The 13710-nt window shown below is 52.7% G+C and carries 12 protein-coding genes; 6 read left to right on the top strand and 6 right to left on the bottom strand.

Annotation, left to right across the window (positions count from 1 at the left end; translation table 11 throughout):
- Positions 1 to 65: 65 nt before the first annotated feature.
- A complete protein-coding gene (gene glnL, locus ABLV07_RS21325; protein WP_015368972.1) occupies positions 66 to 1115 on the top strand; it encodes a nitrogen regulation protein NR(II) in 1050 nt (349 codons plus the stop codon).
- 8 nt (positions 1116 to 1123) lie between these two features.
- On the top strand, positions 1124 to 2533 hold the full coding sequence (glnG, locus tag ABLV07_RS21320; RefSeq protein ID WP_015368973.1) for a nitrogen regulation protein NR(I): 1410 nt from the start codon (positions 1124 to 1126) through the stop codon (positions 2531 to 2533).
- A 54-nt stretch (positions 2534 to 2587) separates the two neighbouring features.
- Here glnG and hemN read toward each other — a convergent pair whose 3' ends face one another.
- The gene (gene hemN / locus ABLV07_RS21315; protein ID WP_045412794.1) at positions 2588 to 3961 is read right to left on the bottom strand and encodes an oxygen-independent coproporphyrinogen III oxidase; all 1374 of its coding nucleotides are present in this window, start codon (positions 3959 to 3961) and stop codon (positions 2588 to 2590) included.
- A gap of 188 nt (positions 3962 to 4149) precedes the next feature.
- Positions 4150 to 4656: a Der GTPase-activating protein YihI gene (gene yihI / locus ABLV07_RS21310; RefSeq protein ID WP_015368975.1), complete on the bottom strand. Its 507-nt coding sequence runs from the start codon at positions 4654 to 4656 to the stop codon at positions 4150 to 4152.
- A gap of 581 nt (positions 4657 to 5237) precedes the next feature.
- Between yihI and yihA the strand changes: the two genes are divergently transcribed.
- A complete protein-coding gene (gene yihA, locus ABLV07_RS21305) occupies positions 5238 to 5870 on the top strand; it encodes a ribosome biogenesis GTP-binding protein YihA/YsxC (RefSeq protein ID WP_015368976.1) in 633 nt (210 codons plus the stop codon).
- A 347-nt stretch (positions 5871 to 6217) separates the two neighbouring features.
- Here yihA and polA read toward each other — a convergent pair whose 3' ends face one another.
- Positions 6218 to 8998: a DNA polymerase I gene (gene polA / locus ABLV07_RS21300; protein ID WP_047076022.1), complete on the bottom strand. Its 2781-nt coding sequence runs from the start codon at positions 8996 to 8998 to the stop codon at positions 6218 to 6220.
- Positions 8999 to 9394: 396 nt separating this feature from the next.
- On the opposite strand from polA, the gene ABLV07_RS21295 reads away from it, so the two are divergent.
- Positions 9395 to 10297 carry an acyltransferase gene (locus tag ABLV07_RS21295; RefSeq protein ID WP_047056673.1) on the top strand — a complete coding sequence of 301 codons (903 nt, stop codon included), beginning with the start codon at positions 9395 to 9397 and terminating at the stop codon, positions 10295 to 10297.
- Between the two features lie 43 nt (positions 10298 to 10340).
- Here ABLV07_RS21295 and dsbA read toward each other — a convergent pair whose 3' ends face one another.
- From dsbA to ABLV07_RS21280, 3 genes are all read right to left on the bottom strand, one after another.
- Entirely contained in the window at positions 10341 to 10964 is a 624-nt protein-coding gene (gene dsbA / locus ABLV07_RS21290) for a thiol:disulfide interchange protein DsbA (protein WP_048231478.1), read from the bottom strand.
- A 26-nt stretch (positions 10965 to 10990) separates the two neighbouring features.
- Positions 10991 to 11977 (bottom strand): serine/threonine protein kinase, encoded by a 987-nt coding sequence (locus ABLV07_RS21285; protein WP_015368981.1) that lies wholly within the window; start codon positions 11975 to 11977, stop codon positions 10991 to 10993.
- 75 nt (positions 11978 to 12052) lie between these two features.
- Complete coding sequence (locus tag ABLV07_RS21280) at positions 12053 to 12322, bottom strand: YihD family protein (protein ID WP_015368982.1); 270 nt, start codon at positions 12320 to 12322, stop codon at positions 12053 to 12055.
- A gap of 71 nt (positions 12323 to 12393) precedes the next feature.
- Here ABLV07_RS21280 and mobA point away from each other — a divergent pair, with 71 nt between their 5' ends.
- Positions 12394 to 12975 (top strand): molybdenum cofactor guanylyltransferase MobA, encoded by a 582-nt coding sequence (mobA, locus tag ABLV07_RS21275; protein ID WP_015703924.1) that lies wholly within the window; start codon positions 12394 to 12396, stop codon positions 12973 to 12975.
- Complete coding sequence (mobB, locus tag ABLV07_RS21270) at positions 12972 to 13478, top strand: molybdopterin-guanine dinucleotide biosynthesis protein MobB (protein WP_015368985.1); 507 nt, start codon at positions 12972 to 12974, stop codon at positions 13476 to 13478. The genes mobA and mobB overlap by 4 nt, the downstream gene beginning before the upstream one ends.
- The last annotated feature ends 232 nt before the right edge of the window (positions 13479 to 13710 follow it).

The following is a 13710-nucleotide window of genomic DNA, read 5'->3' as shown; positions in this document are numbered from 1 at the left end:
GCGCTTTTTACCAATAAAAAGCTATACTGCACTAAAATAGTGCAACCATTTCAGGAGACTGTCAGATGGCAACAGGCACACAGCCCGATGCTGGGCAGATCCTCAACTCGCTGATCCACAGTATCTTATTAGTCGATGACGACCTCGCGGTGCATTACGCCAACCCGGCTGCCCAGCAGTTACTGGCGCAAAGTTCGCGTAAATTATTCGGTACGCCGCTGCCAGAATTGCTGAGCTACTTTTCGTTAAATATTGGCCTGATGCAGGAGAGCCTGCAGGCGGGTCAGGGCTTCACGGATAATGAAGTGACGCTGGTGATTGACGGCCGCTCGCACATTCTCTCCCTCACCGCTCAGCGCCTGCCTGAAGGCTATATCCTGCTTGAGATGTCGCCGATGGATAATCAGCGTCGTTTGAGCCAGGAACAGCTGCAGCATGCCCAGCAGGTGGCGGCGCGCGATTTAGTGCGCGGTCTGGCGCATGAAATTAAAAACCCGCTCGGTGGCCTGCGCGGTGCGGCGCAGCTATTGAGTAAAGCGCTACCGGATCCCGCGCTGATGGAATATACCCAGGTGATTATTGAACAGGCCGACAGGTTACGTAACCTGGTCGATCGCCTGCTGGGGCCGCAGCATCCCGGTATGCACATCACGGAAAGCATTCATAAAGTCGCGGAGCGTGTGGTGGCGCTGGTCTCCATGGAGTTGCCGGATAACGTCAAACTGATCCGCGATTACGACCCGAGCCTGCCTGAGCTGGCCCACGACCCGGAACAAATCGAGCAAGTGTTGCTGAATATCGTGCGCAACGCGCTGCAAGCCCTGGGGCCCGAAGGCGGCGAAATCATCCTGCGCACCCGTACCGCCTTTCAGCTCACGCTCCACGGCGTACGTTACCGTCTGGCGGCGCGTATCGACGTGGAAGATAATGGTCCCGGTATCCCACCCCATCTGCAGGATACGCTGTTTTACCCCATGGTCAGCGGCCGCGAAGGCGGTACCGGTCTTGGCCTTTCTATCGCCCGCAGTCTTATCGATCAGCACTCCGGCAAAATTGAATTTACCAGTTGGCCTGGCCATACCGAGTTCTCGGTATACCTGCCTATTCGGAAATAGAGGTGTTTATGCAACGAGGGATAGCCTGGGTAGTCGATGACGATAGCTCCATCCGTTGGGTGCTTGAACGCGCACTCACCGGAGCGGGTCTAAGCTGTACCACATTTGAGAGCGGCAATGAGGTGCTTGATGCCCTCACCACCAAAACGCCGGACGTTTTACTCTCCGACATTCGCATGCCTGGGATGGACGGTCTGGCGCTGTTAAAGCAGATTAAACAACGCCATCCGATGCTTCCGGTCATCATTATGACCGCGCACTCGGATCTCGATGCCGCCGTCAGCGCCTATCAGCAGGGCGCCTTTGATTACCTGCCGAAACCTTTTGATATTGATGAGGCGGTGGCGCTGGTTGACCGTGCGATTAGTCATTATCAGGAGCAGCAGCAGCCGCGTAATACGCCGGTCAGCAGCCCGACGGCCGATATTATTGGCGAAGCGCCGGCGATGCAGGATGTGTTTCGCATCATTGGCCGCCTGTCACGCTCCTCAATCAGCGTACTGATCAACGGCGAATCAGGTACCGGTAAAGAGCTGGTCGCCCACGCGCTGCATCGCCACAGTCCACGCGCCAAATCGCCGTTTATCGCCCTTAACATGGCGGCCATTCCGAAAGATTTGATTGAATCGGAACTGTTCGGCCATGAAAAAGGGGCTTTTACCGGCGCCAATACCGTCCGTCAGGGGCGTTTTGAGCAGGCCGATGGCGGTACGCTGTTCCTTGATGAAATTGGCGATATGCCGCTGGATGTTCAGACGCGACTGCTGCGCGTGCTGGCTGACGGCCAATTTTATCGCGTTGGCGGCTATGCGCCGGTGAAAGTCGATGTGCGGATTATTGCCGCAACCCACCAGAACCTTGAGCTACGCGTGCAGGAAGGAAAATTCCGTGAAGATTTGTTCCATCGCCTGAACGTGATTCGCGTACATTTGCCGCCGCTGCGCGAACGCCGGGAAGATATTCCGCGCCTGGCGCGCCACTTCCTGCAGATTGCCGCCCGCGAACTGGGCGTCGAAGCCAAGCAGTTGCATCCGGAAACGGAAGCGGCGCTGACGCGACTGGCCTGGCCCGGTAACGTGCGACAGCTGGAGAACACCTGTCGCTGGCTAACGGTGATGGCAGCAGGCCAGGAGGTATTGACCCAGGATCTGCCGTCCGAGCTGTTCGAAACGTCGATTCCCGATAGCCCAACGCAGATCCAACCGGATAGCTGGGCGACGCTGCTGGGGCAATGGGCTGACCGTGCCCTGCGTTCCGGTCATCAAAACCTGCTATCAGAAGCGCAGCCGGAGATGGAGCGTGCACTGCTCACCACCGCGCTACGTCATACGCAAGGGCATAAGCAGGAAGCAGCTCGTCTGCTGGGCTGGGGGCGAAATACGTTAACGCGGAAACTGAAAGAGCTGGGGATGGAATAACACCTGACCCAGCGGCGAAATGAACACCCGGTGAGTTGGCTCACCGGGATTCGCTTAAATAACGCGAGAGAACTGCTGCAGGCGCGCTTTCTGCCGCAAATAGGCATCGAAGCACATACAGATGTTACGAATCAACAGACGGCCTTTTGCCGTGACCTGTATTCCTTTTTCATCCACATCCACCAGCCCATCTTTCGCCAGCGGCGCCAGCAATTTCATATCTTCGGCAAAGTAATCGTTGAAGATAAGATCCCACTGCGTTTCAACTGCCGCGAACTCAAGACGGAAGTTACAAATCAGGGCCTTAATAACATCCCGGCGGATACAATCATCGCGGGTTAACGCAATACCCCGCCACAGCGCGGTGCCGCTTTCATCGACCTGCTGATAATACTGTTTCAGCTCTTTCTGGTTCTGCGCATAGCAGTCGCCAATCATACTGATCGCCGACACGCCCATTCCGAGTAGGTCGGTATCACCTTGGGTGGTGTACCCCTGGAAGTTGCGGTGCAGCACGCCTTCGCGCTGAGCAATCGCCAGCTCATCGTCCGGGCGGGCAAAGTGGTCCATGCCGATAAACTGATAGCCCGCTTTGGTAAGCGAAGCGATGGTTTCCTGCAGGATATCCAGTTTCTGCTCTGCGCTCGGTAAATCCGCGTCTTTAATTTTGCGCTGCGCAGCGAATAGCGTAGGCAGATGCGCGTAGTTAAATACGCTCAGACGGTCCGGATTCAGTTCTGCGACTTTCTGCAGCGTGAAGGCAAAGCTTTCCGGCGTTTGCTTCGGCAGACCGTAAATCAAATCGATGTTGGTCGATGTGAAGCCAATCTCACGTGCATGACGCAGCAGCGCAAAGATGAATTCTTCATCTTGTTCACGGTTCACCAGGCGCTGCACTTCTTTATTGAAATCCTGCACCCCCATGCTCAAACGGTTGAACCCTGCAGATCGTAAATGATCCAGTACATCCAGTTCGATTTCACGCGGATCGACTTCGATGGAGATTTCCGCATCGGCGTTAAAGCTGAAGTGGCCGCGCAGCAGATTCATCAAGCGGCTGATTTGCGCTTTGTTGAGATAGGTCGGCGTACCGCCGCCCCAGTGCAGTTGACTAACCTGGCGGCCGGCAAAAAGCGGCGCGCGGTGAATAATTTCCTGCTCAAGGACATCAAGATACTGGTCAGCCTTATGCTGTTGGCGGGTGACAATCTTATTACAGCCGCAAAAATAGCAGAGCTTATGGCAGAACGGGATATGGACGTACAGCGACAGCGGCCGCTGCGGGTAGCGGTCCACGGCGGCGGCAAAATCAGCAGCGCCGAACGCCGGAGAAAACTCCAGCGCGGTGGGATACGAGGTATATCGCGGCCCGGAATAGTTATATTTCTGGATAAGGGCCAGATCCCAGTCGATTAACTGCTCAGACATGCTCACTCCTTCCGATGATGCCGCCGACGGGTACGTCGTGCCGGCCCAACCGCATCTCGGGTCATGAGCCGGTTGCGCAGCCATTTTTGACGCCGCGACAACCGTCTTAGTTTAACGAATAACCACAGCAGATAACATATAACCAGAAGGGTTATAAGCAGGACCGGGAATCCGATGGGATGCAAACGTTAGTTTCCACCCTTCAGCAGACGCATCATATCTTCCTGACGCTCTTCTTCTTCCTCGTCCTCGTCGTCGTCATAGGAGAGGCCAAGCTGCTGCATCAGCGCGTCAATACGATCCAGTTTGGCATCGACCCAAGCCTGCTCTTCAGCATTCAGGGTACCGCCCTCTTCCAGACGTTCCAGCAGCGCGTCCAGGCGCTCATCATTCTCCAGCAAATCCAGCTCAGCCTGCGGTGAAAGCATAGGTTTCTCGCTCTTCGGTTTGTGCTGCTTAACGGCCGGGGTGCTTTCTGTCACGCCCAGCGGGATCGGTTTTTTGCTGCCAATGCGTGGGTCCTGCTGCTGGCTGCGGCCTTTGCCTGCTGAAGCAGCATCGCCGCCGCTGGTGCGGCTGCCTGCGGCATGGCCGCGGTGTTTTTTCTGACGTTTACGGTCGCGTGCTTCCTGGTTCAACTCTTCACGCGACTTACCACGTGCTTTACCGCGCGATGCGGATGCCGGTTTTTTCATGATGTGTGATCTTCAGACAGTTTTCTTCAGTATAGAATTGAGGCGGAATCTAGCAGAAAGCAAGCAAAGAAAAAAGGCGACAGATTAATCTGTCGCCTTTTTCCGCACTCACAACCCTTAACGGGTTTCCACTTTCCATGTCAGCTATCGACTTACCCTGTCTTTCCCTTAGCTTCCAACGGTCCTTGTTCTATCCCTTTCCCTTTTAAAACGTCTCCAGACGTTTGTCATCCTGACAATCCCGGTCTTCGCCTCCTGGCGCTCCTGACCCCTCGTCCTGAGTCGTAATCCTCCGGCATCCTCGCCTTTGCCCACTACTTTACCGTTTTGCCGGAAATCGACAACCACCTGTAGGATGAAAAGCCTGCTTAAGGGAATAGAGTTTCCTGTAACAGTATGATTTAACGATAATCTATGAATTTGACGTCAGGTTTTTCTCACAAATTTCGTATAGTCCTTATGGACAATGTCTCACAAAGCTCATGGTTTTTACTTACAACGCCGACGTGCGGTAAAAACAGCCTTTTTCTGCCTTTCAGGTATAATCCCCGCCATAGCCTGATTTTACGGAGACGACAGTCTTGACCAACTGGAATTATCAACAGACGCATTTTGTCACGAGCGCGCCTGATATCCGCCATCTTCCATCCGATACCGGAATCGAAGTGGCATTCGCTGGCCGCTCAAATGCGGGCAAATCCAGCGCCCTTAATACGCTGACTAACCAGAAAAGCCTGGCACGTACGTCAAAAACGCCGGGTCGTACCCAGCTTATCAACCTGTTTGAGGTTGCGGAAGGTAAACGCCTGGTCGACTTGCCGGGGTATGGCTACGCGCAGGTGCCGGAAGAGATGAAAATCAAATGGCAGAAGGCGCTGGGTGAGTATCTTGAGAAACGTCTGTGCCTGAAAGGCCTGGTGGTATTGATGGATATCCGTCATCCGCTGAAAGATCTCGATCAGCAGATGATCGAATGGGCGGTAGAAAGCGATATACAGGTGCTGGTCCTGCTAACCAAAGCCGATAAGCTCGCCAGCGGCGCGCGTAAAGCGCAGGTCAATATGGTGCGTGAAGCGGTACTGGCCTTCAATGGCGATATCCAGGTTGAGCCTTTCTCTTCGCTGAAAAAATCTGGCGTGGATAAGTTGCGTCAGAAGCTGGATAGCTGGTTTAACGACATCCCGCCACAAGAAGCCGCCGAAGACGCAGAGTAACCCCCGCTTTTTCCGGATAATGGCGCCCAGCGCCCTATCCGGACGTTCATTTTACGCGGTTGTCAGCGCGTAAAACTTTTCTTTCGCGCAATAAAAAACGCCCCGGTCATAAATGACCGGGGCGGCTAAAATATTCAGCCAAATCCGATTACGTGAAGTAAAAGGTCTGAAAGATAGAACATCTTACCTCTGTACCCTACGCGAATAACTTTACTCTTCTTTCGGTTATGGATAAAGCACTTTTTGTAGTTTTTTTTCACTATTTACATAACAAATTCAAATGACCATCACAAAAATCTATAAGTTATGTTGCTAACTTACAAAAAAGAACCTTACAGATTGCCCACTTAGTGCGCTTGATCCCAGTTTTCACCGCTACCGACTTCCACCAATAACGGCACCGCCAGCGTAGTACTGTTTTCCATCAGCTCATGCACCTTCTTCGATACGCTATCCAGATCGTCTTTGTGCACTTCAAACACCAGTTCATCGTGCACCTGCATGATCATCCGCACGCGCGGTTTTTCACTCAGCAGCCAGTCATCAACGGCAATCATCGCCCGCTTAATAATATCCGCCGCCGTTCCCTGCATCGGTGCGTTGATAGCCGCTCGTTCCGCGCCCGCGCGGCGAGCGCCATTGCTGGATTTGATATCCGGCAGATACAGACGACGCCCTTCCAGCGTTTCAACATAGCCCTGCTCTTTCGCCTGCGCGCGGGTACGTTCCATGTAGTCCAGTACGCCCGGATAGCGCTCGAAATAAAGATCCATGTACTTCTGCGCTTCTTTACGCGGGATATTCAGCTGACGCGCCAGACCAAATGCGCTCATACCGTAAATCAGGCCGAAGTTAATCGCCTTCGCGCTACGGCGCTGTTCATTACTGACGCTTTCTAACGGTAAGCCAAATACCTCTGCCGCGGTGGCGCGGTGAATATCCTTACCTTCCGCAAACGCCTTCAGCAGCCCCTCATCGCGCGACAGGTGCGCCATGATGCGCAGCTCAATCTGCGAATAGTCGGCAGACACAATCAGATAGTCCTGAGGCGCAATAAACGCCTGACGAATACGACGACCTTCGTCATTACGTACCGGAATATTCTGCAGGTTAGGATCGGTCGAAGAGAGACGCCCGGTCGCCGTCACCGCCTGATGATACGAAGTATGAACACGACCGGTTTTCGGGTTAATCATCAGCGGCAGCTTATCGGTATAGGTCGATTTAAGCTTCGCCAGCCCACGATACTCGAGGATCACCTTCGGCAGCGGGTAATCCAGCGCCAGTTCCTCCAGCACCTCTTCAGAAGTCGACGGCGCACCGCCAGGCGTTTTCTTCAGCGGCTTGATGCCCTGCTTTTCAAACAAGATGGTTTGCAACTGTTTGGTAGAAGAGAGGTTGAACTCCTCACCGGCAATTTCATGGGCGCGTTGTTCCAGTTCAACCAGACGCTTAGCGATCTCCTGCGAATGCGCGTGAAGCACCGCCGGATCGATTTTCACGCCGTTGCGCTCAACCCGCGACAGCACCGGTACTAGCGGCATCTCGATATTTTTAAAGATATTCAGCGGGCCTTCATGCTGCTGCAGTTGTGGCCACATCTTCAGATGCAGTTGCAGCGTCACGTCAGCATCCTCCGCGGCGTAACGCCCGGCCTCTTCCAGCGCGATCTGATTAAAGGTGAGCTGATTTTTACCTTTGCCGGCAATCTCTTCAAAAGTGATGGTTTTGTGTTTCAACCAGCGATCGGACAGGCTATCCATATCATGTCGACCCGCGACGCTGTCGAGGGTGTAGGATTCCAGCATGGTGTCGAAGGCAATACCACGCAGTTCAATGTCGTAGTTGGCCAGGATGCCGCGATCGTACTTCAGGTTTTGCCCTACTTTTAGCACCTTTTCATCTTCCAACAGCGGCTTGAGCAGCTCCAGCACGCGTTCACGTGGGATCTGGTCCGGCGCATCGAGATAATCATGGGCCACCGGCACATAAGCCGCGACGCCAGGCTCAATCGCGAATGACAGACCCACCATATTGGCGGAAATGTTATCGAGGCTATCCGTTTCGGTATCAAAAGCGAATAGCGGCGCCTTCTTCAATCTGGCAATCCATTCGACCAGCGTCGCTTCATCCAGGATTGTCACATAATGCTCAGAAGAGAGCGTCGCGGCGACCTCTTCTTCCATAATCACCGCGGCTTCAGCTGGTTTCGCCGCTGGTTTAGCGCCTTTCCCCTGTAGCCATTTGCCGGATTCGACATCGGTGATCCAACGTTTGAATTCATATTGTTTAAACAACGCCAGCAGCTCATCTGCCGCCGGCTGCGCAACTAATAGCTCTTCGCAACCGAGATCCAGTTCAACATCGGTTTTTATCGTCGCGAGTTGATAAGAGAGGTAGGCCACCTCTTTGTTCTGCTCCAGCTTCGCCGCCATCGTTTTCGCGCCGCGGAAGGTCAGCCCGGCGATTTTTTCCGGTTCTGCATAGAGTGTATCCAGACCACCCAAACCCTGCAGTAGCGCCTGCGCCGTTTTTTCCCCAACGCCCGGGACGCCAGGTATGTTATCCGAGGAGTCGCCCATCAGCGCGAGGAAATCAATAATCAGTTCCGGCGGTACGCCGTACTTATTCACGACCTCTTCCGGGCCGAGGATAGTGTTGGTCATGGTGTTGATTAAGGTAATGCCCGGCGTCACCAGTTGCGCCATATCTTTATCACCGGTGCTGATCAGTACCGGGCGGCCCACTTTTTCCGCCTCGCGGGCCAGCGTGCCGATAACGTCATCCGCTTCAACGCCAGGCACCGCCATCAGCGGCAGCCCCATCGCCTTCACCATCTTGTGCAGCGGTTCAATCTGCGCACGTAGATCGTCCGGCATCGGCGGACGATGTGATTTGTAATGCTCAAACAATTCGTCACGGAAGGTTTTCCCTTTGGCATCAAATACCACGACGGCATGCGTCGGCTGATACTGCAGGATCAGGCTACGCAACATATTCAGCACGCCGTACATAGCGCCAGTAGGCTCCCCGGCGCTATTGGTTAGCGGTGGGAAGGCGTGGTAAGCCCGATATAGGTAAGAGGAGCCGTCGACGAGGATGAGAGGGTTTTCTGGGATCTGAACCATAATTTCCGTGCCTGTTTATCAGATTATGGGTAAAGGATGCCACAGACGGGCATGAAATCCTGAATTTTTCCCGCATTTAGCCGAAAAGATTAATCGCAGAGGGGTATCGCTGCACAATATTATCTGTGGATAACTTTGTGTATAGTTTTATCGCCTCAGCCAAAAAAGCCTAAGCCATGTAACATGGGATCTTATAACTCATTATATATCAAAGAATTAAATCTTCCCCCAAGGCTATATGCGATTCATGATGACTCAATGTTCCATGTGGATATAAGATTCGCGTTTTTTTCTGTTCTGGTAAGACCCGTTATTTACCGCGTTTTCTGGTAAAATCAGCCTCTTGCGCGGCTTAAGAAGGTTCTTTGCCGGCCTAACTTTCTGAATAAACTAACTATGTCGAGATTACTCGCTGCGATAACGCTCCCGCTGAGTATCGCCCTTACTATCTTAGTCACCATTATCTGTTCCGTACCGATTATCATCGCCGGACTGATTAAACTGCTGGTACCTATCCCGGCGGTTTGGCGTTCTATTTCCGTTTTTTGCAATTTTATGATGTATTGCTGGTGCGAAGGACTGGCGCTGCTGCTGCATCTCAACCCATGGTTGAAATGGGATGTTCAGGGGCTGGAAGGGCTGAATAAAAAGAACTGGTATCTGCTTATCAGCAATCATCACAGCTGGGCGGATATCGTGGTACTTTGCGTCCTGTTTCGCAAACATATCCCAATGAATAAGTATTTTCTTAAGCAGCAGTTGGCCTGGGTACCGTTTATCGGCCTGGCCTGCTGGGCGCTTGATATGCCTTTTATGCGCCGCTATTCGCGCGGCTACTTACTGCGCCACCCGGAACGTCGCGGTAAAGACGTCGAAACGACTCGCCGCTCATGTGAAAAATTCCGTTCTCATCCGACTACCATCGTCAATTTCGTCGAAGGCTCAAGGTTTACCGCAGAAAAGAAGCGCGAGACGCGCTCGCCTTACCACAACCTGCTGCCGCCTAAAGCTGCGGGCATAGCGATGGCGTTAAACGTCCTCGGCGCACAGTTCGATAAGCTACTGAACGTTACGCTGTGCTATCCGGATAATAATGCCAGGCCGTTTTACGATATGTTAAGCGGCCGCCTGACGCGCATCGTGGTACGTATTAATCTGGTGCCGATTGGCGAGGAATTACACGGTGATTACGTCAATGATAAAAACTTTAAGCGTGGTTTCCAGCGCTGGCTGAATGGGCTTTGGGAAGAAAAAGATCGTCAGCTCACTGACATTATGCAGGGTAACGAAAAGTCGTAACTATTTAGTCGATAAAAAAGCCGGTCAGTGACCGGCATTTTTTTTATTTCTTTTCAACCAGTTGTTTCACAGTATCTGCGTACTGAGAAACAAACGCGTCCATATTGCTGGTATCCATACCCTGCGGGTTCAGCTGGTATTTACCATTAACAAACATCGCCGGAACGCCCTGCAGCTGTAAATCGGCTGCGGCTTTCTCTTGCTGTGCGACCAGAGACTTCACCACAAAGCTGTTCCATGCCGCGTCGTAATCTTCACCTTTAACGCCCGCATCAACGAAGACTTTACGGATGTCGGCAGTGGACTGAACGGATTGAGTTTTCTGTACCGCTTCAAACATCGGCGCGGTAATTTTATCTTCAACGCCCAGCGCGATCGCCACAGCCCATGCCTGGGTCAGGTCTTTACCCAACGGGCCCAGGAATTCAACGTGATACTTGGTCATTTTGGTGCCTTCCGGCAGTTTCTGACGTACGTTGTCGGAAACGTGCAGCACTTCTTCAAACTGATAGCAGTGCGGGCAGTAGAATGAGAAGAACTCAAGGACCTGAGGTTCGCCTGCAACCGGCTTATCAAGGGTGGTGTACTGCTTGCCGTCGGTGATCTGGGCAGCGGATGCACTGAAAGCCAGAATCATACCAGCCAGCGCCAGCCAAATTTTTTTCATGATTATTTCTCTCCTGATATATCACATTAATACATTGGCGTTAACTGAAGAGGGGGTTCCTGCAGAACCTTCACCTGCTCAAGAAATGTTGCAGTCTGCCCGCGCCAATAATCTTCCCCGGTTAACCATGGGAAATTTATAGGGAAAGCAGGATCGTCCCAACGCCTGAGCAGCCACGCCAGATAATAAACTAAACGCATGGCGCGTAAAGGTTCGATGAGAGCGATTTCGTCCGTGTTGAACGGACTGAATTCTTCATAAGCCTCAATGATGGTCTCCAGCTGCATGCGCTGTTCGGCTTTATCGCCATTCAGCAGCATCCAGAGATCCTGTACCGCCGGGCCGCTGCGGGCATCATCTAAATCAACAAACAGCGGACCATCGCGCCACAGGATATTGCCGGCGTGGCAGTCGCCATGTAGACGAAGCGTATCCGCACGCCCGTGCCACTGCGCCCTGACGGCATCGATGAGTTTATCAGCCGCACCCAGGAAATCAGCCTTCAGGCCAGATGGAATAAGCGTCGCCTGTTCGAATACCTGACGTGGTTCCAACAGATATTCTTGTACGCCAATCTCCGGGCGCGCATTAAAACGCTGCTTACGACCGGTCTGGTGCAGGCGGCCAAGATAGCGCCCGACCCATTCTATTTGGTCAAGATTATCCGCTTCGAACTGGCGGCCACCGAGGCTTGGGAAGACGGCAAAGAAGAATCCTTGATGTTGATGTAGCGTGCTGTCGTTAAATAAGAGCGGCGCGGCAACGGGCACTTCATCTTCTACGAGTTGAAGCGCAAACTGATGTTCTTCGAGGATCTGTTCTGCAGACCAGCGTTCAGGACGATAGAACTTCACCACGTAGCGGCGGCGATCTTCGTCCTGAAACTGGTAAACACGGTTCTCATAGCTATTAAGCGGGGTCAGACCGGAGTCGACCCGCATTCCCAGATCGAATAATCCATCAATGATGGTATCCGGGTGAAGCGTCTGAAAAGTAAAAGCCTTATCGTGCATCCTGACATCCGATAATCGTACGAATGCTTCAGGATATCATCTCGTAGCCGGTTTCGCGGCAGCACTTACAACCTTTTACTCTTTAATAACACCGCGCGCGCGTAACAGTGCGGTTTTAAAATCCTCTTCATAATCTTTCTGAATACCCGGGATGACAGCCTCTTTCGATGAGTCACGCATCTTCAGGTGATAAATCAGAATATCATCAGAAAGATCGGCTAGTTCACCTTTGTAACCTGCTTCAGCCGCCAGTTTCTGCAAGAATTGCATCAGGTTCAGTTCAGGTTCTTTTTGCCAGGCTGGCTGGAGAAGCTCAATTACTTCATTCAGGCGTTTACATTTCATAGTCATGCTCCTTACTCTTGATAGGGACAAGTTAACAGGGTCAATCCCACAATGAAAGAGGCGATATTAATATGCAAAGCGAGGCAATAACCGGCGTCGTGCTGGCGGGTGGAAGAGCTACGCGCATGGGCGGTGTTGATAAGGGATTGCAGTTGCTGAATGGTCGTCCTCTCTGGCGTCACGTTGCGGATTCATTAGAGCCGCAGGTAGGCAGATTAGTGATTAGCGCTAATCGCAATCTTGAGTATTGGCATACTAGCGGATATGCCGTTTATCGCGATACCCAAGCTGATTTTCCAGGCCCACTGGCCGGAATGCTTGCCGTTATGCAGCAGGTAGATAGCCCATGGTTTGTATTTTGCCCCTGCGACACGCCGTTCATCCCCTCTTTTCTGGTCGAGCGCTTTCTACAACAGAAAGCTTCAGCGCCGGTGGTTTGGGTACACGATGGCGAGCGCGATCATCCCGCCGTTGCATTAGTTCATCGTCAAATCATTCCGGAACTGGAGACTTATCTGGCTCATGGAGAACGCCGGGTGATGGTCTTTATGCGTCAAGTAGGTGGGCACCCGGTGAATTTCAGCGATGTGAAATCAGCGTTCATCAATGTAAATACATTGGATGAGTTGCAGCAGATGCAGGAGTCATCATGATCCCCTTACTGGCGATCGCCGCATGGAGCGGTACCGGGAAAACAACGTTATTAAAACGCCTTATCCCTGAACTCTGCGCTAAAGGATTGCGGCCGGGGCTAATAAAGCATACTCATCACAATATGGATGTCGATAAACCTGGCAAGGATAGTTATGAGTTGCGCAAAGCTGGCGCTTCACAAACTATTGTCGCCAGTAAGCAGCGTTGGGCGCTGATGACAGAAACCCCAGATGAACCCGAATTAGATCTTCAATGGCTGGTAAGCAGAATGGATCCGGACAAATTGGATTTCGTTTTGGTGGAGGGTTTTAAGCATGAACCTGTGCCGAAGATCCTGCTTTTCCGGCAAAATAGCGGACATCTTGTAGAAGAGCTAGTGATTGATGAACATACGATCGCCGTAGCCAGCGATGTGCCCATCGTGACGTCACTTCCGCTGTTGGATTTAAATAATATTCCACAGATCGCGACGTTTATTGCGAGTTGGTTAGAGAGGCAATAGCGGTGATATAGGTGGGATTTCCCCGGAGGCGGTGCTGCGCACCTTTTCCGGGCTACGGGTCTGTAGCCCCGGTAAGCGCAGCGCCACGGGGAAGATGGTGGCACGTCTGGCCGCAAAACACAAAAACAAAAGGCCCGGTCTTCCGGCTGAGCCTTTTGTTTACGTTGCTATGACAGCGGCTTTCCCCGGAGGCGGTGCTGCGCACCTTTTCCGGGCTACGGGGTCTGTAGCC

The organism is Klebsiella sp. CN_Kp097 (genome assembly GCF_040064495.1).
In the GTDB taxonomy this organism is placed as follows: domain Bacteria; phylum Pseudomonadota; class Gammaproteobacteria; order Enterobacterales; family Enterobacteriaceae; genus Klebsiella; species Klebsiella aerogenes.
This window is presented reverse-complemented; position numbering and strand designations above follow the sequence as displayed.